The following is a 21,470-nucleotide window of genomic DNA, read 5'->3' on the forward strand; positions in this document are numbered from 1 at the left end:
GCAGATGCATTAAACGGGCTGTCCCGCGGCTGCTGATTTGCGGATCCGCCAACGACAGACGAGGAAAACCATGTCGACACAGATCGGCGAACTCGCACCGGCCTTGCGTTCCTCCAACTGGCGTACCCCGGCCGTCATCATCCTCTGCGGTTGTGCCATCGGCATGCTCGGCTTCGGCCCGCGCTCGGCGCTCGGCTTCTTCGTGCAGCCGATGAGTCACGAATTCAGCTGGGGCCGTGACGTGTTCGGCCTCGCCATCGCCGTGCAGAATCTGTTGTGGGGACTGGGCCAGCCGTTCGCCGGTGCGGTTGCGGATCGCTTCGGCCTGTTCCGGGTGATGTGCGTCGGCGCGCTGCTCTATGCCGGTGGCCTGCTCTTGATGCGCTATTCCTCGACGCCGCTGTCGCTGAATGTCGGTGCGGGCGTGATGGTCGGCTTTGGTCTCGCGGGCTGCTCGTTCAACCTGGTGCTGTCGGCCTTCAGCAAGCTCCTCCCGGCAGAGAAGCGCGGGCTTGCGCTCGGCGCCGGCACCGCGGCGGGCTCGTTCGGTCAGTTCCTGTTCGCGCCCATTGGCGTCGCCTTGATCGACAATTTCGGCTGGCAGCAGGCGCTCTCCGTGTTCGGTTTCCTGATGCTGCTGATCATCCCGCTGTCGCTGGCGCTCTCGACGCCGCCGGTGACAAGTGCGAACAGCGCAACGCCCGCGGATGACCAGACCATCACCAAGGCGCTTGCCGAAGCCTTCGGTCATCGCTCCTACGTGCTCCTGGTGCTCGGCTTCTTCACCTGCGGCTTCCAGCTCGCCTTCATCACCGTGCATCTGCCGGCCTTCCTCGTCGATCGCGGCATCTCCGCGCAGACCGGCGGCTGGGTGATCGCGGCGATCGGCCTGTTCAACATCATCGGCTCGCTCAGCGTCGGTTATCTCCAGAACTCACTGCCCAAGCGCTACATCCTCTCGACCATCTATTTCACGCGTGCACTGGCGACGCTCGCCTTCATCATGTTCCCGATCACGCCGTTCTCGGCGATCGCGTTTGGCGCGATCTCCGGCCTGACCTGGCTGTCGACGGTGCCGCCGACCTCGGCGCTGGTGGCGCTGATGTTTGGAACGCGCTGGCTCGCCACGCTCTATGGCTTCGCTTTCGTCAGCCATCAGGTCGGTGGCTTCCTCGGCGTCTGGCTGGGCGGCATCGTGTTCGAAAAGTTCGGTTCCTACACGCCTATCTGGTGGCTCTCGATCCTGTTCGGCGTGCTCTCGGCGCTGATCAATCTTCCGATCGTGGAGAAACCTGTGGCACGGGCGGTTGCGCAGCCGGCCTGATCGGCTAAACATCCCCGACAAACAAAGTCAGGGAGTTCAGTCGTGGCCACATTCAAGGCTGTCAGGATCGACAAGGCGGACAAGGGCACAACCACGCAGCTCGCGCAGTTCGACGAAGCCGAGCTGATGGAGGGCGACGTCACCGTCCGGGTGGAATGGTCGACGCTGAACTACAAGGACGGTCTTGCGCTCACCGGCAAGGCGCCGGTGGTGCGCCGCTTCCCGATGATCGCTGGCATCGATTTCGCCGGCACGGTCGAAGCCTCCTCGCATCCGCAGTGGAAGGCGGGCGACAAGGTCGTCTGCACCGGCTGGGGCATGGGCGAGACCCATCTCGGCGCCTATGCCGAGAAGGCGCGGGTGAAGGGCGACTGGCTGGTCGCGCTTCCGCAGGGCCTGTCGGCGCGCGACGCCATGGCGATCGGCACCGCCGGCTTCACGGCGATGCTCTCGGTGCTGGCGCTGGAGAAGCACGGCATCTCGCCGAAGAGCGGCCCGGTCGTGGTGACGGGCGCTGCCGGCGGCGTCGGCTCGGTTGCGATCGCCGTCCTGTCCAAGCTCGGCTACCACGTCATCGCTTCGACCGGCCGCGTCTCCGAGGCCGACTACCTGAAGCAGCTGGGAGCTGCCGAGATCATCGACCGCAACGAATTGTCGGCGCCGGCAAAGCCCCTCGCCAAGGAGCGCTGGGCCGGCGGCGTCGACAGCGTCGGCTCGACCACCCTCGCCAACCTGCTCTCGATGACGAAATATGGTGGCGCGATCGCGGCCTGCGGCCTGGCCGCCGGCATGGACCTGCCGTCCTCGGTGGCGCCGTTTATTTTGCGCGGAGTGTGCCTTCTCGGCATCGATTCCGTGATGTGCCCGCTCGAGCCCCGGAAAGCCGCCTGGCAGCGTTTGGCCTCCGACCTGGATCGGACGAAACTATCTGAAATCACTGAGGAAATTTCGCTCGACGAGGTCCCGGGGTGGGGCGCGAAAATCCTGGCCGGCCAGGTTCGCGGCCGCGTCGTGGTAAAAATTGTCTAACGGCGTTCAGACTTTACCAACCAAGCTGCTTCAATGTCGCCATGGTTGGTATGGTAAGCAGCGGGTAAAGAGATAAAGGCATCGCCCGCTGCGGGGGTTGGTTCGGAGTTGAGCATGCTTGCGCGTATTGTGTTGGGGGCTGTCACGGCGGCAGCGACGTTTGCGCCGGCCATCGCTGGAAGCATGAACGCCGACGAGGCGCGCCGCTTCGTGGCCGGCAAGGTGTTCGCCTTCACCTGTTTCGACGGCACCCGCGGTGCAGGCCGCATCCTCGACGATCTCGGCGCCGCCGGCGCCGTGCAGTTCTCGGGCTCAGGCCCGGTGAAACACCTTCGCCTGCCCGGCAACACCCTCCAGATCCGCGGCCAGAACGTGTGCGCCTCGATCAAGGGCATCCCGTTCGAGCCCTGCTTCAACCTGGAAAAGACCGACGACCGCAGCTTCCGCGGCTCGGTGTCGGGCATGGGCTTCGCCTATTGCGACTTCCATCACCAGGGCGGCAATCAGATGCTGATGGCGCGCGCCGCAGCGCGGCCGCGCTCGCTGCACAGGCCGGAGCACACCGGTTCGGTTGCCGCCTCGACCACCGAGGTCGCCGCGCGCGTCGAGACGCCGCGTGTCGAAGGCAGCCGGCTCGAGCCGGTGAAGTCCGAGCCGGCGAAGAACGAGGGCCCGCTGGAACTGCGCCGCTCGACGCAGTGAGCTCGCCTGCGCGGGACAACCCGCGCCATTGATCGTCGAAGACATCATCGAACACCAAGCCGGCGCGCCGTAGTCATACGGACCGCGGCCTTCACGCCTTGGTAGCTGTTCGCGCCCCAGTTTGCGCGCGGCCGGGGGGCGGTCCCACGCAAGGGTTCAACGATGTCGCTCTATTTCTTCCGCATCAGCACCGGTCGCTATTCCGGCGCCGCCGACCTGCCGTACGAGTTCGAGGATCGCGCAGCCGCCTGGACCGAGATGACAGAGGTGTGCGCCAATCTGCTCAGCGGCATCGCGCGCAGCCTGAAGCCGAACGCCGAGTGGTGCATGGAGCTGCTCGACGAGAACAAGCAGCCGGTCTTTCGCATCAGCCTCGTCGGCGAGACCATCGGATGCAAGGCCTCGTAGATCCGACTTGAAGCTGCAATTTACAACTATGACGAGATCATATCCCTTCGCGCTCAATCATTTAGCGTGCAAAGTCAGTATTTCTGCGAGGGATCGCGTTAACCAAATCGGAATGTGAAAAGCTCACTTTTTGGGCAGCAGCGCAGTCAATGGCAGGGGGAAGCCGACAACGCCTCGGCTGCGCGTTCCTTCGGGGGAAACATGCCCATGCTGAGCCTTGTTCAGAATCTGAGGATCGGGACCAAGCTGGCGATTGCGTCGGCGCTCGGTGTGCTCCTGGTGGGCGCCATGATCGTGAGCCAGATGCGTGGCAATGCGAGCATTCGCGAGACCAGCCACAGCGCACTTGAACAGCAGGAGATCGTGCGCGACGCCGTCCGGGCCGAGGTTGCCGTTCGCGGCATGCAACTCGCGGTGCGAGATCTTCGTCTCGCCAATAGCGCGGCCGACCTTCAGAAGGCCACCCAGAGATTGGAGGATCAGCAGAAAGCGATGGGCTCGCTGGTCAATGAGATGCTGAAGCTTTCTCACTCGGCCGAAAATCGGGCGCGCATGGAGAAGCTGAGATCGCTCGCCGCAGACTACACCAAGGCTGCACAGCAGATCGCCGCGGTGCGCGCTGAAGCCCTCGCCGCGAGCGGCGCTGATGGCGCTTCGCGCGCCGCGAAGCTCAATGAAGAAGCCATTCGCATCGCGCGAGAGGTTACCCTGCCCATCGCAGCTCAACTCGACGTGCTGATCGAGCAGATCGCCGACTATGCGAAGCACAAATCCGAAATGAACAACGCCGCCGCCACCGCAGAAATGAGATCGAGCGAGCAGGTCGGGATGGTGGTCGGCGCGCTCGCCATGCTCGTCCTCGTCTGCTCCTGGTTGATGTCGTTCCTGACCATCGCGCGGCCGATTCGCGCGCTCACGGTTGCCATGGACAAGCTCGCCGGTGGCGATTTCTCCGTGGTTCTGCCTGGTCTCGGCCGCAAGGATGAGGTCGGCGGCGTCGCGGCGGCCGTCGAAAAGTTCAAGATCGTGTCTGAGCAGAAGGCGCGCGAGGAAGCTGAAGCCAAGATCAGGCAGGACCAGCTTGCGGCCGCGCAGCGCAAGGCCGAGATGCACAAGCTGGCCGACAGCTTCGAAGCCGCGATCGGTGAAATCGTCGACACCGTGTCCTCGGCCGCGACCGAGCTGGAAGCTTCCGCCTCGACGCTGACCGCGACCGCGGCGCGCGGGCAGGAGGTCACCACCATGGTTGCTGCCGCTTCCGAGGAAGCATCCACCAACGTGCAGTCGGTGGCGTCGGCGACCGAGGAGCTGTCATCGTCGATCACCGAGATCAGCCGGCAGGTGCAGGAATCCGCCCGCGTCGCCGGCGATGCGGTGAACCAGGCCCGCACCACGACCGATCGTGTCGGCGAGCTTTCCGCGGCGGCGGCGCGGATCGGCGACGTGGTCGAGCTGATCAACACCATCGCCGGCCAGACCAATCTTCTGGCGCTCAATGCAACCATCGAAGCGGCGCGGGCCGGCGAGGCGGGCCGCGGCTTTGCCGTCGTCGCCTCCGAGGTCAAGGCGCTTGCCGAGCAGACCGCGAAGGCGACCGGCGAGATCGGCCAGCAGATCGCCAGCATCCAGACCGCGACCGAGCATTCGGTCGGCGCGATCAAGGACATCAGCCACACGATCGAGAGGCTGTCGGAGATCTCCTCGACCATCGCAGCCGCGGTGGAAGAGCAGGGCGCGGCAACGCAGGAGATTTCCCGCAACGTGCAGCAGGCGGCCACGGGCACCCACCAGGTGTCCTCCAACATCACCGACGTGCAGCGCGGCGCGAGCGAGACCGGGTCGGCATCCACGCAGGTGTTGGCAGCGGCGCAATCGCTGTCCAGCGACAGCAGCCGGCTCAAGCTCGAGGTCGGCAAATTCCTCGGCACCGTGCGCGCGGCCTGAAGGCGGCGTCGGCATTTAGGCAGGATTGATCTGCAACCGCCACGCGTGGAGGCGCGGTGGTTGCAGAGCGAGGTCGCGCGCTTTTTGGAATCGGTGCGGGCGGCGTGACGGCAGCCGGCGCGAATGCTGCGCTGCACCGAGTTGCGCCCGCATCGCAACGCGAGAAGCCGATGCAGCTGCAAGAAAGAGTTGCAGAGACAACACGATCGCTGCGCGCGAGCCGTATTCTTACGTAGGCTCCTGTTAACGCCTGTTTGCGAGTATGGGCGCAATCCTTCGGGAAAAAGAACCAGCCAGCATTGTTGAACTGACCTCCGCCCGGTCGTCCGTCGTGACGCTGCGGCGCAGGTGATGTGCGCGTTGCCGGGTAATCATCGGGATTGTTGTGATGTCGAAGTTGTCGATCGTCTTCAAGCTGCTGACCGTACTGTCGGTCCTGGTGCTCTCGCTTGCCGGCGTCGGCGTGATGGCGATCGGCACGATGCAGAACATCAACGCCCACACCGTCGAGATTGCGGAGAGCTGGCTGCCGAGCGTGCGTGCGCTCGGCTCGATGCGTGCCGACATCAACGAGCTTCGCGTCGCACTGCGTCTGCACCTGATGCAGGACACTGCCGAAGGCAAGGAGGCCGCGGAGAAGCGGCTGGCAGGCTTGCGTGAGCGCATCGAGAAGACGCGCAAGGTTTACGAGCCGCTGATCACGGTCGCCGAGGAGCGCTCGCTGTACGAGCAATGGACCAAGGCCTGGGCGGAGTATCTGAATGGCGTGCAGGACGTGATGGCGCTGTCGCGCAAGAGCGTCGGCCGCTTCCCGACCGATGCCAACGAGCTGCTGCAGACCAAGGTCGCGAAGATGGCGCAGGCCGCCGATCCCCTGCTGCAGAAGGGCATCGAGCTCAACAACAGGGGCGCCGAGCTGGAGACCAAGCAGGCGGCCGACAGCTACGCCACCGTGTTCCGCGTGCTGGTCGGCATCATCGTCGCTGCCGTCGTGATCGCGATCGGCGCCGCCTACTATCTCGTGCGCGACGTCTCGCGCGGCATCGCCTCGATCATTCGCCCGATGCAGTCGCTCGGCGAGGGCGACCTTTCCGCCGAAGTGCCGCATCGCGGCGAGAAGACCGAGATCGGCTCGATGGCGGATGCGCTCCAGATCTTCAAGGAGGCGTTGATCGCCAAGAAGGCCGCCGACGAGGCGGCGGCGCGCGACGCCGAGGCCAAGATCGAGCGCGGCCGCCGCGTCGACGCCATCACCCGCAATTTCGAGGTCATGATCGGCGAGGTCGTCGAGACCGTGTCGTCGGCCTCGACCGAGCTCGAGGCCTCCGCGGCGACGCTGAGCGGCACCGCGCAGCGCGGCCAGGAGTTCGCAACCGTCGTTGCGGCAGCGTCCGAGGAAGCTTCCACCAACGTCCAGGCGGTGGCCTCAGCCTCCGAGGAGCTGTCGTCCTCCATCACCGAGATCAGCCGCCGCGTGCAGGATTCGGCGCGGATGGCGGCGGAGGCGGTCGAGCAGGCGGCGCGGACCAACGAGCGCGTCAACGCGCTGTCGCAGGCCGCCGCCCGCATCGGCGACGTCGTCGAGCTCATCAACACCATCGCGGGCCAAACCAACCTGCTCGCGCTGAACGCGACCATCGAGGCGGCGCGCGCAGGCGAAGCCGGCCGCGGCTTTGCCGTCGTCGCCTCCGAGGTCAAGGCATTGGCCGAGCAGACGGCGAAAGCGACCGGCGAAATCGGGGCACAGGTTTCGGGCATCCAGGCGGCGACGCAAGAATCCGTCAGCGCCATCCAGGAGATCGGCGGCACCATCGAGCGGCTGTCTGAGGTGTCCGCCGCGATCGCCGCCGCCGTCGAGGAGCAGGGCGCGGCCACGCAGGAGATCTCGCGCAACGTTCAGCAGGCCTCGCTCGGCACGCAGGAAGTGTCGTCCAACATCACCAACGTGCAGCGCGGTGCGATCGAGACCGGCTCGGCCTCGAGCGAAGTGCTGTCGGCGGCGAAGTCGCTGGCGACCGACAGCACCCGTCTGAAGGTCGAGGTCGCGCAGTTCCTCGAATCGGTCCGCGCGGCCTGACGCTTCAGCTGCCGGTCTGCGGCGCAGCCGGCGGCGGTGCGATCTGCCGCCGGAACAGGATGCGCTGGTAGAGCCAGCCGATCGCGACCAGCACGACGCCGAGGCACATGAACGAGAGCGCGCGATAGACGCCGGTCAGCGTCGACATGTCGATCACGAAGGCCTTCAGGATCGTCAGGGCGATCACGGCGGCGGACGCCAGGCGCGCACGCTCGGAGTTGACCAGGATGCCGACCCCGAGCAGCACCACGCCGAAGGCGAGCCAGCCGATCGAATAGGTGTATTGCTCGGCACTCGTGGTGCCGCCGTAGAGCAGGACCGGGCCGTGATAGAAGCGGCGGATCTCGAGCGTCACGTAGGTGAGCGCGAACACCAGGGCGCCACCCGCAATCGTGTTTGCATATGCGACACGGCGGTGTCCCGCCACCGCGTAGGAGAGCAGCAGCATCAGCACGGCCGGCAGCGCATAGCCGAGCAGCAGCAGATTGAACACGAGGCCGCCGACATTGACGCTGGAGAACAGTAGCGGGTTCTCCAGGATCAGGAGGCCGAACACGCTGATGAGGCCGGCGATTGCCGTCAGCACGACCGCGCCGACATCGTGCACGATGCTGTGGCTGCGCAGCCGCAGGCGCTCCAGCCCGATTGCCATGGCGAGCGTGATGCAGACCTGCAGCGCGAATTCGAGCAGCGAGGGCGGCGAGATCATGTCGCCACCGGTCGCAAAATGCCGGATCTCCGTGAAGGCGAGCAGCGCGGTGAACAGGATCGCGGCGGTCTCGACCACGCGCAGCGGCGCGTCGTCGGCGCGACGGCGCAGGAAGATGCTCGCGCCCCAGAACGAGGCGGCCGGCAGGCCATAGCCCCACAACAGCCAGTTGAAGATCGGCGTCGTGCCGACGGCATCGCCGACGATACGCGGATCATAGGCGATGCGCGCGGTGACGATCGCGGCGAAGATGGCAGCCAACCGGCGCAGCACCGGAATCGGCCGCTGCAACGAGATCCAGGCGGTGCCGAGCGACATCAGCGCGAGCGCGATGGTGAGCCAGCCCTTCTCCAGGGCGAAGGTCAGCGCCAGTGCCAGCGCGCCGAGCGTGCCGGTCGCGAACAGCGCGACCGAGGTGGCAACGCCCGGGCGTTCTTCGCGGCGCATCAGCGCCTCGGTCGCCGCGCCAAAGGCCGCGGCGAGCAGCACGGCGAGGATCGCGAACGGGATCGAGCGGTCGAGATGGGCGATGCGCGCATAGAGCGCGACCAGGATGGCGATCGGCGTCGCGACGCCCGCCGCCGACCACACCACGGGAATGATCGCCGAATTCGAGCGGCCCTGCGCGAAAAAGCCCGCGACGCCGAAGCCGGCGGCGAAGATCGCGGCCGTCACCAGGTGCAGCGTCACTGAACTGTCGGTCGCCACAGGGCCGACGCCGGGCATCGGGCCGCCCGGCAGCACCAGCATGTCAGGATTGGCGCGCACCGCCCATTCGGCGAACACGATGAACACGGCCGCCGCGGCTGCGCCCAGCGCGCCGGTCGCCGCCGGTGCACGCCAGGCGACGAACAGCGTGCCGCCGACCAGGAGCGTGAATGCGATCAGCGCGAGATCCGCATGCGCGCTCGACAGTACGACCAGCATCGCCCCGAACAGGTAGGCGCCGAGCGCGCCCGAAGAGACCGGCTCGATCTCGCCGTCCTCGAAGGTGGGTCCGAACATGAAGCCGCAGACGACGAGCAGTGCGGCGAGCACGAAGCCGACGATGGCGTGGAAGGCGTGCGGCGCGACCTGCACCTGTTCGGTATCGAGACCCGGGAAGATCCAGAGCACCGCGAAGGCAATGGTCGTGACCGCAAGCCAGCGCCACAGCCTGATGCGGGCGAGACCGAAACTCGCGGCCGTCACGACCGCAAGATAGATGTAGAGCGCCCAATAATCCGGCTTGCCCGAGGAGACGAGGATCGGCGTCACGAAGGCGCCGACGACGCCGAGCCCCGCGAGCGCGGGGCCGTGCAGGAGCGCTGCGGCCAGCGTGCTCATCGCAACGATGCCGAGCAGCACGAAGGCCGTCGCAGGCACGAGGAAGCCGTAGAGCGCGTAAGCCGCGTAGATGGTCGCGAAAGCCACCGCGGTTCCGGCCGCGGTGAGGATCGCGGGGATGTTGGCGATCGGCAGCGCCGCGATGCTCGAGATGCTCTCCTTGCGCCGCGTCCATTCGCCGGCGCCCAGCAGTGCAGCGGCGAACAGGCCGCCGAGGAACACGCGCACACCCGGGCCGAGCAGGCCGGCCTCGATCGAATAACGCACCATGAAGAAGCCGCCGAGCGCGAGCGCAAGCCCGCCGATCCACACCACCCAGCGGGTGCCGAGTCGTTCTTCGAATCCGGGTGCTGCCTCCGGGACCGGAGGGGGCGCATCGGCGCCAGTGCTCGGCTCGAGCGGTGGCGGCGAAATCTCTTCTGTGACGAGCGGCGGCGGCGTCGTTTCAGCTTCCGGCGCCAGCGGCGGCGGCTCGGCGGCTGCAGTCGTCGCGGTTGCTTCGGCCTGCGCCTGCGCCGGCATCAGCGGCGGCGGCTGCACCGGCCGCTGCGCATAAAGCATCTCTTCGAGCGAGTTGAGCCGGCGGCGCAACTCGGTCGCCTGGCTGGATGCCTTGATCGCAATGAGGAAGGCGATGATCGCAATGATCAGCGCAAAGGCGTCAAACGGGCCGTCGAACATGAAGCCTCCAGGCAACCGGCGGGCAGGGGCCGGTACCAAAATATCAGGATCTAGCGCCGGGAGCGCACGCGCAAGCCCGGCGCGGGCCGCTCCTGGAGCACCTCGCGGCGGAAGCGGTAGAGCGCCGCCGGCCGTCCGCCCGTCTGTGTCGACATCACCCCGGTCGGTTCGACCAGGGCTTCCATTTCGACCAGGCGGCGGAAGTTCTGCTTGTGCAGGTGCCGGCCGGAGATCGCCTCCACCGTATGCTGCAGTTCAGTAAGTGTGAACTCAGCCGGCAAAAGTTCAAACACGACAGGACGATACTTCAGCTTTGCGCGCAGCCGCGCGATTGCCGTGGCGAGAATCCGGCGGTGGTCGAACCGCATCGAGGTCCCGAGCGGGGGAAGCGTCTTGCGCGCTAATGCCGCAGGACGGCCGTCGCGGCGCGCCTCCTCGATCAGCCCGGCCTCGTAGAGCAGCTCGTAGCGGTCGAGCACGCGCTCCTCGTCCCAGGGCGCGCCGTCGAGACCGAAATAGAATCGCACCCGATCCTTCCGCGGCAGCGCGCGCGTCGTCTCCGGCGTTTCCTCCTCGGCCCATTTGGTCAGGGCGGGGATGATGTCGCGGGCGATGATCGCCGGCGGCTGCTCGCGCCAGTCTTCCCAGGGGAAGTAACGATACCAGGGCGCGAAGCTCGCCGCGTTTGCCGCGAGCTCGCCATCGACGGGGCGCGTCAGCGCGAGATAGCCGATCGACACCATATGGGCGCCGGTGTCGCCGGCCTCGGCATGACGGCCGCGGTCGCCGAACGTGTAGAGCTGCTCGACATAGCCGAGCCGCAGCCCCGCCTGTCGCTCGACCCAGGCGCGCAGGCCGATCTCGAACGTGCGATGGCTCACCGCGTCGAACGGGCCGAACGGCAGGCCGGCCAGCCCGTCAGCACCGCGCGCGGTCAGGATCAGCGGCTCATGGTCCTCGATCGCGACGATCGCGGCGGTCAGGCCGATCTCGATCGGTGTCAGCAGCGTCTCGCTCATGCGGCTGAGATCGCAGGTGTTGCGAGAAGAATGTCTTCGTTGGTTGAGCCGGTCGCTCCGCGGGCAAGCTGCAACCTCTCCCGCTTGCGGGAGAGGCGTAGGCCGCCCTCGGCGGCCGTAACTAGAGACGCCGAGGCAAAGCCTCGGCTATGGCATAGCGCCGGGTGAGGGCTTTGTCCTCTAGGGGATTGTCCCGTTGCGGAGACACCCTCTCCCCAACCCTCTCCCGAAAGCGGGAGAGGGGGCGCGGTCCCGTCGTGGTTGCTATTCGACTCCCGCCTCATTCGAGCTCGATCACGAAGGGGCGGCCTTCGACCATCATCGCGCCGGGGCCCATCTCGTCGAGTGCGCGCAGCATGCGGCCCTCGCGTCCCAGCGCGCGGTCGGCGAGACCGACGATGCGCCGGTTCGGCGAGGCGATCGGTGAAGCCGCGCGGATCTTCTTTGCGATCTCGATCTCGTCGCGATGCGGATTGAGTGCACAGACCGCGGCGAAGGCGCTGGCGGTGGAGCGGCTGATGCCGGCATAGCAATGCACCACCAGCGGGGCGCTGCGGTCCCAGCCGCGCACGAAGTTCAGCACCTGCTCGATATGCGTCTCCGACGGCGCGACGAAGCCGTCCATCTCCTCGGTGATGTCGTCCATCGACACCTTGAGATGGTTGGCCGGCAGCACCGACACCGGCCGCGCCACCTGTTCGACATTGGCCATCACGGTCAGCACATGGCTGGCGCCGGTGATGCGGACGGTTTCGGGAAGCGCGGCGAGGGAACAGACGTGGATCATGGCGAACCTTTTTGCGCCCGATTATAGCGAGCGCTCGTAGGGTGGGCAAAGGCGCATCGCGCCGTGCCCACCATTTCGCAACTGCGCGCATCGCGCTTAGTTTGGTGGGCACGGCGCAAGAGCGCCTTTGCCCACCCTACAGGACCTACGCAAACACGGCGCCAAACCGCTCCAGAAACTGCTTCTCGGCCCGCGCCGCGGTCCAGGGCGTCAGATAGTCGCGCCGGACGCTGTCGGAGAGACCCGGATCCTTCCCGAACAGGCGCCGCGCTTCACTCGCGCTGAAGCCCGCGAGCTCGGTTGCCTCGAGATAAGCCGCACCGCGATCGGCGGCCTTGATGGCCTGCGTGATGTCGTCAGGCAAGACCGGCGGCAAGCCGAAGCGGATGTGGATGGCACCGAGCAGCCGCTTCTCGACCGCCTTGTAATGACCGTCGAGCACGGCCTTGAACGGCGAGATCATGTCGCCGATCACGTATTCCGGCGCATCATGGAGCAGGGCCGCGAGCCGCATTCGCTGGTCGACGCGGGGCATCTCGAGCCGCAGCACGGTCTCTACCAGCAGCGTATGCTGTGCGACCGAAAAGATGTGCGCGCCGAGGGTCTGCCCGTTCCAGCGCGCCACCCGCGCCAGCCCGTGCGCGATGTCGCCGATCTCGATGTCGAGCGGGGAGGGATCGAGCAGGTCGAGCCGCCGGCCCGACAGCATGCGCTGCCAGGCGCGGACCTCCTCGTTGCGCGTCGCCTTCTTCGCCGTCATTTGGCCTTGAGGCGCGGCTTGCGCTGTGTCTTGCCGCAGGTCGCATGACAGTGGCAATCGACCAGGTGGTCGTTGACCATGCCGGTTGCCTGCATGAAGGCGTAGACGATCGTCGGGCCGACGAATTTGAAGCCGCGCGAGGACAGCTCCTTGGAGATCTGCACCGACAGCGGCGTCGAGGCCGGCACGCTTCCCGTGGTCTTGAAGTGGTTGACCTTGGGCCGTCCGTCCATGAAGTCCCACAGCAGCTTCGAGAAGCCCGGGCCCTTCTCCATGATGTCGAGATACGACTTCGCGCTCAGGATCGCGCCGTCGATCTTGGCCTTGTTGCGCACGATGCCGGCATCGTTCATCAGCGCGTGAACCTTCTTGGCATTGTAGCGCGCGATCTTCTCCGGCTGGAAATCGTCGAAGGCTTTGCGGAAATTGTCGCGCTTGCGCAGGATCGTGATCCAGGACAGGCCGGCCTGGAAGCCGTCCAGCATCAGCTTCTCGTACAGCGCGCGGTCGTCAAATTCCGGCACGCCCCATTCAGTGTCGTGATAGGCGACGTAAAGCGGATCTTCCCCCGGCCACGGACACCGCTTCACGCCGTCGGGATGCAGACGTGCAGCGCGGCTCATGCGATGGGCTGCTTGGCTGGAATGCGGACGACGTCGGGTTCAGCGAGCGTCAAAGCCAGCCCCCCGGCGATGAGCGGCTGGCCTGCATCCAGCGCATCGGCGACACGGTCGATGCGCACCAGCGCGATGCCCTTGCCGCCGGCGCTCGAGCCCATCGTGCCGACCGGCTTGTCGCCGGCGAGAATGGTCGTGCCCGGCTCGGGCGAGGCGTCCTCGAGCAGCACTTTCACGCTGCGCGTGCGCGCGGTGCCGCGATGCTGCATGCGCGAGACGACCTCCTGGCCGACATAGCAGCCCTTGTCGAAATCGACGCCGGCGAGGCGATCCATGTTGGTCTCGTGCGGGAACGCATCGCCATACATGAAATCGAGCCCGCCGCGCGGCACGCCGAGCGCGATGCGGTGCGCCTCGTAGCCGGCCGCATCGACCAGCTCGGCGCCGATGAGGTCCGACAGTTTCTGCTTGAGGTCTTCCGGGATCAGGATGCGGGTGCCGAGCCCATCGGCCCGCGGATCGGCGAAGGCAAGGTCGGGCTGGGCCGCCGGCTCGCCGTCCCATGCCGCGAGCACGCCGAGGTCGAGGTTGTCCACCGTGACCTTGGCGCGCAGCTTGTAGAATTTCAGCTTGGTGGCGAGGGTGTCCGCCAGCGCCTTGGGGCAGTCGATCAGGAACCCGCCGCCGTGACCCGCGGGCGCTTCCGTGATCAGGAAATCCACGATGATCTTGCCCTGCGGCGTCAGCAGCGCGCCGAATCGCCCCAGGCCAGGTTTCAGCCGGTCCAGGTCGGTGGTGACGAGGCCATTGAGGAAGTTGCGCGCATCCTCACCCGCGACCTTGATCACGCCCCGATCGGGAAGAAACGCTGATTTCATGCGAAAATCTCTTGCGACATGTTGCTCCGGAACGTAAGCCCGCAACGCATAAACGACAAGACCTCGAGCCCTGCGCCCTGAGGATGAGAGAGGCCCCATGACCCAGCGTTTCGATGTGATCCTCAAGGGCGGCACCGTGGTCAACCAGGACGGTGAGGGTGTTCGCGATATCGGCATCGCGGGTGGCCGCGTCGCCGAGCTGGGCCCGCTGTCGCAAGGCTCGGCCGCCGAGGTGATCGACTGCAAGGGCCTGCACATCCTGCCCGGCGTGATGGACACGCAGGTGCATTTCCGCGAGCCCGGGCTGGAGCAGAAGGAAGACCTCGAGACCGGTTCGCGCAGCGCCGTGATGGGCGGCGTCACCGCCGTATTCGAGATGCCGAACACCTCGCCGCTGACCGTGACGGAGGCCACCTTCACCGACAAGGTGAAGCGCGCCCATCACCGCATGCATTGCGATTTTGCCTTCTTCATCGGCGGCACCCGCGAGAACGTGCAGGACCTGCCTGTGATGGAGCGCGCACCCGGCTGCGCCGGCGTCAAGGTGTTCATCGGCTCCTCGACCGGCGCGCTGCTGGTGGAGGACGACGAGAGCCTGCGCCGCATCTTCCAGGTGATCCGCCGCCGTGCCGCCTTCCACGCCGAGGACGAATACCGCCTCAACGAGCGCAAATCGCTGCGCATCGAGGGCGATGCGCGCTCGCATCCGGTCTGGCGCGACGAGACCGCGGCGCTGATGGCGACGCAGCGCCTGATCAAGCTCGCGCACGAGACCGGCAAGCGTATCCACGTGCTGCATATCTCGACCAAGGAGGAGATCGAGTTCCTGCGCGACCACAAGGACGTCGCCTCCTGCGAGGCGACACCGCACCATCTGACGCTGGTCGCCCCGGAATGCTACGAGCGGCTCGGCACGCTGGCGCAGATGAACCCGCCGGTGCGCGGCGCCGATCATCGCGCCGGCATCTGGCGCGGCATCGAGCAGGGCATCATCGACGTGCTCGGCTCCGACCACGCCCCGCATACGCTGGAGGAGAAGCAGAAGACCTATCCGGCCTCGCCCTCCGGCATGACCGGCGTGCAGACGCTGGTGCCGCTGATGCTCGATCACGTCAACGCGGGGCGGCTCTCGCTCGCGCGCTTCGTCGACCTCACCAGCGCCGGCCCGGCACGTCTCTACAACATGGCCTGCAAGGGCCGCATCGCCGCCGGCTACGATGCCGACTTCACCATCGTCGATTTGAAGCGCAGCGAGACCATCACCAACAAATGGGTGGCGTCCAAGGCCGGCTGGACGCCCTATGACGGCGTTCGCGTCACCGGCTGGCCCGTCGGCACCTTCATCCGCGGCCGCCGCGTGATGTGGCAGGGCGAGCTGGTGACGGCCGCGCAAGGTGAGCCGGTGCGGTTTTTGGAGACGCTGAAGCAGTAGGCGGGCAGGGTCCCGCTCCTCGTTCCCCTGTCATGCCCCGCGAAGGCGGGGCATCCAGTACGCCGCGGCTTCTCGGCTCAATTGCCGCCGCCTCTGGAATACTGGATTGCCCGCCTTCGCGGGCAATGACAGAGTGCCCGGCAGTGCGAGCGCAATTTGGAGTGCAGTCAATGCCCCAACCCACGCCCCTCATCACCACGGAGCAGCTCGCCGCCATGCTCGGCGATCCCAATCTCCGCCTTTACGACTGCACCACCTACAACGAGCCGGTGCCGCCCGGTAGCGACGTGCCCTATCGCGCGGTGCCCGGCGACAAGACGTTTGCAGCCGGCCACATTCCCGGAGCCGATTTCCTCGACCTGCAAGGCGAATTCTCCGACACCTCCGCGCGCCCGCTCTTCATGATGCCTGACGTAGCCCAGCTCGAGGCCGCCTTCGGTCGCCACGGCCTCGATGCGAGCAAGACGATCGTGCTCTACAGCATCGGCACCATGATGTGGTCGACGCGGTTCTGGTGGATGCTGCGCTCGCTCGGCGTCGATGCCCGCGTGCTCGACGGCGGCCTCGACAAGTGGAAGGAAGAGGGGCGGCCGATTGAGACCGGTGCACCGAAGGGTTATCCGGCCACGACCTTCGTGGCCGCATCGCGCGCGGGCTTCTTCGTCGATAAGGACACAGTGAAGGCGCGCATCGGCGATGCCTCGACGGTCATCGTCAACGCGCTCTTGCCGCAATTTCACCAGGGCCTCGAGCCGAGCCGCTATGGTCGGCCCGGCCGCGTGCCGGGCAGCGTCAATGTTCCCGCCCCAACACTCGTTAATGCCGACAAGACGCTGACGAATCTTGCGGACGCGGAAGAAAAGTTCGTTGCCCAGGGCGTCACGCGCGACAAGACCGTGATCTGCTATTGCGGGGGAGGCATCTCGGCGACGATCAACCTCTTGCTGCTGACGCAGCTCGGCTACGAGAAGCTGACGCTGTACGATGGATCGATGGGCGAATGGGCGCGGGATCCCTCGCTGCCGATCGAGACAGACTAGGAGGCGGTCCTTACCTTCCAGGAAGGTAAGATCCCGGGGAAGAAAATCGGGAACCTTTCCTCTGCGGCTGCATCCAATGTCCGGAACCAATTGGAGACAGGACACCCGCCATGCCAGGGACCGCAGCCGGCCTGACCGCCGGCGCCCGGACTTCGGAGGCCGCGCTGGTGGCCCGCGCGCGGCGCCGCGACGAGGCCGCGTTGCGCGAGATCATGCAAGCCAATAACCGCCGGCTCTTCAGGCTCGCCCGCGGCATCCTGCGCAGCGACAGCGAAGCGGAGGACGTTGTGCAGGAGACCTATGTCCGCGCCTTCACGCATCTCGACGGATTCCTTGGCGAGTCGGCGCTGTCGACGTGGCTGTCGCGCATTGCCATCAACGAAGCCCTCGGACGCGCACGCGGTCGGAAGCCGCAGGTCGAGCTGGGATCGGTGCCGGAGGCAACGCTCGAAGCGCAAATCATCCAGTTTCCGCTTTCGTCCGCCGCAACTGATCCGGAAAAGTCCATGGCCCAACGCGAGATCCAGCGTGTCGTCGAACGCGCGGTCGATGAACTGCCCGAGACCTTCCGCATGGTCTTCATCGCGCGGGTGATGGAGGGGATGAGCGTGGAGGGGACCACCGAGCTGCTCGGCATCAAGCCCGAGACGGTGAAGACTCGGTTGCACCGTGCGCGCGCGATGCTGCGCGAGAACGTCGAGAAGAAGATCGGTCCGGTCGTGATGGATGCGTTTCCGTTCGCCGGTGAGCGTTGCGAGCGCCTGACGGAGGCCGTGCTCAGGCGGCTTGGCATCGGGGCCTAATTTTTCGGGAACGTTCGCGCGGAATTGGCATCCAACCTGTGCAAGCAACAGTCCGGAACGTTTCCGGCCCATAGGAGTGCCAAGCCATGCTGATCCGATGGAGCGCGGCGGCCGCCGCAGCGATGATGTTGTCGAGTCCCGTTTTGCTGCACGGCGCCAGCGCAGCCGACAAGCCCACCGATCCCCAGATCGCGCATATCGCCTACATCGCGGGCGTGATCGACATCAACGCTGCCAAGCAGGCGCAGAAGAAGGCCAAGAACAAGGATGTCAAGGCGTTCGCCGAAGACATGCTGCGCGACCACGAGGCGGTCAACAAGCAGGCCCTCGCGCTCGTCAAGAAGCTGAACGTCACGCCGGAGGACAACGACACCAGCAAGGCGCTATCGAAGCAGGCGGCCGACAAGCTGGCCGAGCTCGACAAGCTGGATGGCGCGGCGTTCGACAAGGCTTACGTCGCCAACGAGGTCGCCTACCACAAGGCAGTCAATGGCGCCCTGGAGACGCAACTCATTCCGTCTGCGAGCAATGCCGAGCTGAAGAGCCTGCTGCAGACCGGGCTGAAGATCTTCCAGGGCCATCAGCAGCACGCCGAGCACGTTGCGGCCGAGCTGAAATAGGAGCCTCGCATGATGCCGGGACGCCTCGCTTCGATCGCGCTTGCGGTCGTCCTCCTGTCGACGATCGTCCCGGCACGCGCCGCGTCGATCGAGATCACGATCACGATGGACAATCTCGTGATTGCTCCGGCTGAGGTATCGGCGAAGATCGGCGATACCATCACCTGGGTCAACAAGGACGTCTTCGCCCACACCGCCACCGCCAGGAACGGCGATTTCGATGTGATGCTGCCGCCGAAGAAATCGGCGACATCAGTTCTGAACAAGGCCGGAACGGTCGAGTATTACTGCCGCTATCATCCCAACATGAAAGCGACGCTCAAGATCGAGCCGTGACGAGGGAGCGAATTCCCGCGCGCTGCGGGAACATCTCCCGACGGCCGCGAGACTAATGCTTGTCCGCTGAAAGCGGCTTCCGTGCGATAACAGCGGCAGACTTCGCGAAGCCTTTCGCCAAATCCGTTCGCAAAGTCATTCATCCGCAACTGGCCCCGCCCGCGTGGCGGGGTCATTTTTCGGAGCGGCCTACTGCCTGGAGATGCCGACCGAGAATTCGCCGTTGCGGATGCGGCCGGGAAAGCCCTCGACGAACTTCGCCACCGCGTCCTCGCCATAGGTGCCGACGAGCTCGGCGAGCGCCGCGAACAGGCTCGCCTGCGCCAGGCAGTCGCCGTCGACGCCGTCATGGCGCGCCTCGGCCCAGGCCTCGTTGAGATAGCTCAGCGCAGCCTGTTTCTGCTCGTGATCGGGCAGCGGCGCGCGGGCGGGGGCGTAGGAAATCGGCTGGCTCATGAAACTCGGTCAGGGCTGGGGCGCGATCCACGGCGATGCGCTGTGCGAGAAGGTGTAGCACGGGCGTTAACGACCGCTAGGCCACATCTTTAAGAACGGTTAACGGCTGTGAACAAAATCGATGACAGGGTTCCAGCACTCGTCATTCCGGGGCGCGCGCAGCGCGAGCCCAGAATCCGTCAGGCCACCAACTCTGCGGCTCGATGGATTCCGGGCTCTCGACTTCGTCGAGCCCCGGAATGACGAGAAATCAGTTCGCGTAGCGCGCCGTGAGATCCCGCGAGATCTTCGAGCCTTCCTCGATATAGCGGCGGATCGCCACCGTCGCGGCCGGCGTGCAGCTGCGATAGGTCTGCTGAAAACCGTTATAGCCGCGGTTGAAGGCGGCGATCATGCGGGTGCGGCGCTCCCCGGAGGGGGTCTCGGCATCGATCAGCGCCTGCATCTCGTTGCGCCATTTGTTGCCCTCGTTCGCCCCGCAGATGCCGCGCAGATAGTGCAGGCCGCCCAGGATCTCGGCCAGCCGCTGCAGTCCGCCGTCAAACGGCGCCGCCACGTCCTGGGCTCTCGCAGGCCCGGAGGCGCAGGCGAGAATCACGACAAAAATGGCCAGAAATCGCATCGACATCGGCGGCTGTATGCCCCCTCGGGACGGCTGGCGCAAGGCGGGCCGTCAGGCCCCAAGCAGCCGGTGAGCCGACAGGATGACCTCCTCCAGCCCCCCGGTCAGCTTGAGGTCACCGAGGCTCGCCATGGCGTCCGGGGCGATCCAGCGGTAATCGTCGAGCTCGTCGTTCAGGACGGGCTCCCGGGCCGTCCAGCGGGCGGCAAAGGACATGATCAGGTAATGGCCGGCGCCGGCGGTGGCCGGCAGCACCTCGCGCCAGCCGGCAAGGCCAACGATCTCGATACGAAGCCCGGTTTCCTCGTCGACCTCACGGCTCAAGGCCTGATGCAGCGATTCGCCGAACTCGACACGGCCGCCCGGCAGCGAATAGAAGCCCTTGGCGGGCGAGCGGGCGCGGCGGACCAGCAGCACCTTGCCGTCGCGGAAGATCGCCGCGCTGACCGCGAGCTGGGGATGGGCAGGATGGACAATTGCAGTCAATCGCGCCACCTATCGGGCCGAGTTCGCCATGATGGTGTCGACGTCGGCTTCCGCCCCGCCATTGATGATGCCGCCGCAGGCCGCGATCAGCGGCTTGACCCAGAGGGTGGCCTGCTCGGCGAGGCGCACGCGGGTCGAGTCCTTCTCGACCTCGCGCATGGCCGAGCCGACCGCGGTCAGGATCGAGGTCATGGTATCCGTCATGTGGTCGAACTGGGCACGCACGTTGGGATCGGCTTTCTCATAGGCTTCGATCGCCAAATCCCGCGCCTTGAAATTCGACGCCGTGAAATGCTCGGCGTAGGACAGCGGCGTCCAGGTCAGGAAGTCATCCGCGCATTCCGGCATATCCGGCACCATCTCGAGCAGCATCACGGCTTCATTGAAATGGTTGAGATAGTCGGTGGCAAGCCCGGTCCGCGGGTTGATGTTGGCCACGCGCAGCCGTTCGGCCCAGGCGGCCGCCTCGGGGCCCGTCTGTACATGCGTCCGCGCGGGTTGGGTGGCCGTTGAGCTCATCTGCCGCAGTGTTAACGTTCGGGGTTAAAAGGACCTGAACGGACCCTATATAGGCCCCCAAGGATGTGTGGACGCTTCGTCATAACTTCGGCCCCCGCGGCTTTGCGGCAACTGTTCGGCTATGTCGAGCAGCCGAATTTTCCGCCCCGGTACAATGTCGCCCCGACGCAACCGATTCCGGTGGTGCTGGTCGAGAACGGCGCGCGCCATTTCCGCCTGATGCGCTGGGGTCTGCTGCCGAGCTGGGTCAAGGACCCCCGCGGGTTCACGCTCCTGATCAACGCCCGCTCCGAGACTGTGCTGGAGAAACCCGCCTTCAAGAACGCGATTCGCCGCCGGCGCGGCCTGATCCCGGCTGATGGTTATTACGAGTGGAAGACGGAAGCCGGCCGCAAGCAGCCCTTTTTCATCCACCGCGCCGACGGTGCGCCGCTCGGCTTTGCCGCCTTGTTCGAGACCTGGGTCGGGCCGAACGGCGAGGAGCTCGACACGGTCGCGATCGTCACCGCGGCGGCGGGCGAGGATCTCGCCGCTCTGCATGACCGCGTGCCCGTCACCATCAGCCCGCGCGACTTCGAGCGCTGGCTTGACATCAAAGGCGACGAGGTCGATGCGATCCTGCCGCTGATGAGGCCCCCGCACGTCGGCGAATTCGCCTGGCACCCGGTCTCTACCCGCGTCAACCGCGTCGCCAATGATGACGAGCAGCTCGTGCTGCCGATCAGTGCGGAGGAGATCGAGGCGGAGGCCGAGGCGACGAAGCCGAAGAAAGCGGTGCGGAAGACTGCGGCTAGCCCGGCGGATGACGGGCAGGGATCGTTGTTCTAGGCGGCAGTGCCGTAGGGTGGGCAAAGGCGCAACGCGCCGTGCCCACGATCTCTCTCTTCAGTACGCG

22 protein-coding genes are annotated in these 21,470 nt (G+C 66.1%); 12 read left to right on the forward strand and 10 right to left on the reverse strand.

What is annotated here, in order from left to right:
• The first annotated feature begins 70 nt into the window (after positions 1–70).
• The 6 genes from DCG74_RS14445 to DCG74_RS14470 all read left to right on the forward strand — a co-directional run bounded on the left by DCG74_RS14445 (position 71) and on the right by DCG74_RS14470 (position 7,484).
• Entirely contained in the window at positions 71–1,324 is a 1,254-nt protein-coding gene (locus DCG74_RS14445) for an MFS transporter (protein WP_172787259.1), read from the forward strand.
• Positions 1,325–1,366: 42 nt separating this feature from the next.
• The gene (locus tag DCG74_RS14450) at positions 1,367–2,353 is read left to right on the forward strand and encodes an MDR family oxidoreductase (protein ID WP_172787260.1); all 987 of its coding nucleotides are present in this window, start codon (positions 1,367–1,369) and stop codon (positions 2,351–2,353) included.
• 114 nt (positions 2,354–2,467) lie between these two features.
• Positions 2,468–3,055 (forward strand): hypothetical protein, encoded by a 588-nt coding sequence (locus tag DCG74_RS14455; RefSeq protein WP_172787261.1) that lies wholly within the window; start codon positions 2,468–2,470, stop codon positions 3,053–3,055.
• A 162-nt stretch (positions 3,056–3,217) separates the two neighbouring features.
• Positions 3,218–3,463, forward strand: coding sequence for a hypothetical protein (locus DCG74_RS14460; RefSeq protein ID WP_172787262.1), 246 nt, complete (start codon positions 3,218–3,220; stop codon positions 3,461–3,463).
• Positions 3,464–3,670: 207 nt separating this feature from the next.
• Positions 3,671–5,407: a methyl-accepting chemotaxis protein gene (locus tag DCG74_RS14465; RefSeq protein ID WP_172787263.1), complete on the forward strand. Its 1,737-nt coding sequence runs from the start codon at positions 3,671–3,673 to the stop codon at positions 5,405–5,407.
• A 388-nt stretch (positions 5,408–5,795) separates the two neighbouring features.
• Positions 5,796–7,484: a methyl-accepting chemotaxis protein gene (locus tag DCG74_RS14470; protein ID WP_172787264.1), complete on the forward strand. Its 1,689-nt coding sequence runs from the start codon at positions 5,796–5,798 to the stop codon at positions 7,482–7,484.
• Positions 7,485–7,488: 4 nt separating this feature from the next.
• On the opposite strand, the gene DCG74_RS14475 is transcribed toward DCG74_RS14470, so the two are convergent.
• The 6 genes from DCG74_RS14475 to DCG74_RS14500 form a co-directional block, all read right to left on the reverse strand.
• Entirely contained in the window at positions 7,489–10,200 is a 2,712-nt protein-coding gene (locus tag DCG74_RS14475) for a DUF2339 domain-containing protein (protein ID WP_172787265.1), read from the reverse strand.
• A gap of 50 nt (positions 10,201–10,250) precedes the next feature.
• Positions 10,251–11,219 carry an NAD regulator gene (locus tag DCG74_RS14480; RefSeq protein WP_172787266.1) on the reverse strand — a complete coding sequence of 323 codons (969 nt, stop codon included), beginning with the start codon at positions 11,217–11,219 and terminating at the stop codon, positions 10,251–10,253.
• A gap of 280 nt (positions 11,220–11,499) precedes the next feature.
• Positions 11,500–12,006, reverse strand: a complete 507-nt coding sequence (locus tag DCG74_RS14485) for a tyrosine phosphatase family protein (protein WP_172787267.1) — start codon at positions 12,004–12,006, stop codon at positions 11,500–11,502.
• Between the two features lie 145 nt (positions 12,007–12,151).
• Positions 12,152–12,766 (reverse strand): YfbR-like 5'-deoxynucleotidase, encoded by a 615-nt coding sequence (locus tag DCG74_RS14490; RefSeq protein WP_172787268.1) that lies wholly within the window; start codon positions 12,764–12,766, stop codon positions 12,152–12,154.
• Entirely contained in the window at positions 12,763–13,389 is a 627-nt protein-coding gene (locus tag DCG74_RS14495; protein ID WP_172787269.1) for a DNA-3-methyladenine glycosylase I, read from the reverse strand. Before DCG74_RS14495 ends, DCG74_RS14490 begins: the two co-directional genes overlap by 4 nt.
• Positions 13,386–14,261, reverse strand: a complete 876-nt coding sequence (locus DCG74_RS14500; protein ID WP_172787270.1) for a folate-binding protein YgfZ — start codon at positions 14,259–14,261, stop codon at positions 13,386–13,388. Before DCG74_RS14500 ends, DCG74_RS14495 begins: the two co-directional genes overlap by 4 nt.
• A gap of 97 nt (positions 14,262–14,358) precedes the next feature.
• On the opposite strand from DCG74_RS14500, the gene DCG74_RS14505 reads away from it, so the two are divergent.
• The 5 genes from DCG74_RS14505 to DCG74_RS14525 all read left to right on the forward strand — a co-directional run bounded on the left by DCG74_RS14505 (position 14,359) and on the right by DCG74_RS14525 (position 18,492).
• Complete coding sequence (locus DCG74_RS14505) at positions 14,359–15,693, forward strand: dihydroorotase (RefSeq protein WP_172787271.1); 1,335 nt, start codon at positions 14,359–14,361, stop codon at positions 15,691–15,693.
• 170 nt (positions 15,694–15,863) lie between these two features.
• Positions 15,864–16,733: a sulfurtransferase gene (locus DCG74_RS14510; RefSeq protein WP_172787272.1), complete on the forward strand. Its 870-nt coding sequence runs from the start codon at positions 15,864–15,866 to the stop codon at positions 16,731–16,733.
• 110 nt (positions 16,734–16,843) lie between these two features.
• Positions 16,844–17,536 carry an RNA polymerase sigma factor gene (locus tag DCG74_RS14515; RefSeq protein ID WP_172787273.1) on the forward strand — a complete coding sequence of 231 codons (693 nt, stop codon included), beginning with the start codon at positions 16,844–16,846 and terminating at the stop codon, positions 17,534–17,536.
• A gap of 86 nt (positions 17,537–17,622) precedes the next feature.
• Positions 17,623–18,156 (forward strand): DUF4142 domain-containing protein, encoded by a 534-nt coding sequence (locus DCG74_RS14520; protein ID WP_172787274.1) that lies wholly within the window; start codon positions 17,623–17,625, stop codon positions 18,154–18,156.
• A 9-nt stretch (positions 18,157–18,165) separates the two neighbouring features.
• The gene (locus DCG74_RS14525) at positions 18,166–18,492 is read left to right on the forward strand and encodes a cupredoxin family copper-binding protein (RefSeq protein ID WP_172787275.1); all 327 of its coding nucleotides are present in this window, start codon (positions 18,166–18,168) and stop codon (positions 18,490–18,492) included.
• A 189-nt stretch (positions 18,493–18,681) separates the two neighbouring features.
• On the opposite strand, the gene DCG74_RS14530 is transcribed toward DCG74_RS14525, so the two are convergent.
• The 4 genes from DCG74_RS14530 to DCG74_RS14545 all read right to left on the reverse strand — a co-directional run bounded on the left by DCG74_RS14530 (position 18,682) and on the right by DCG74_RS14545 (position 20,575).
• Positions 18,682–18,948 (reverse strand): hypothetical protein, encoded by a 267-nt coding sequence (locus DCG74_RS14530; RefSeq protein WP_025034564.1) that lies wholly within the window; start codon positions 18,946–18,948, stop codon positions 18,682–18,684.
• A 250-nt stretch (positions 18,949–19,198) separates the two neighbouring features.
• Complete coding sequence (locus tag DCG74_RS14535) at positions 19,199–19,576, reverse strand: TIGR02301 family protein (RefSeq protein WP_172787276.1); 378 nt, start codon at positions 19,574–19,576, stop codon at positions 19,199–19,201.
• Positions 19,577–19,621: 45 nt separating this feature from the next.
• Complete coding sequence (locus DCG74_RS14540; RefSeq protein WP_172787277.1) at positions 19,622–20,056, reverse strand: NUDIX hydrolase; 435 nt, start codon at positions 20,054–20,056, stop codon at positions 19,622–19,624.
• Between the two features lie 9 nt (positions 20,057–20,065).
• Positions 20,066–20,575 (reverse strand): hypothetical protein, encoded by a 510-nt coding sequence (locus DCG74_RS14545; protein ID WP_172787278.1) that lies wholly within the window; start codon positions 20,573–20,575, stop codon positions 20,066–20,068.
• 63 nt (positions 20,576–20,638) lie between these two features.
• On the opposite strand from DCG74_RS14545, the gene DCG74_RS14550 reads away from it, so the two are divergent.
• Positions 20,639–21,403, forward strand: coding sequence for an SOS response-associated peptidase (locus DCG74_RS14550; RefSeq protein WP_172787279.1), 765 nt, complete (start codon positions 20,639–20,641; stop codon positions 21,401–21,403).
• Positions 21,404–21,470 lie beyond the last annotated feature (67 nt).

The organism is Bradyrhizobium sp. WBAH42, assembly GCF_024585265.1.
In the GTDB taxonomy this organism is placed as follows: Bacteria; Pseudomonadota; Alphaproteobacteria; order Rhizobiales; family Xanthobacteraceae; genus Bradyrhizobium.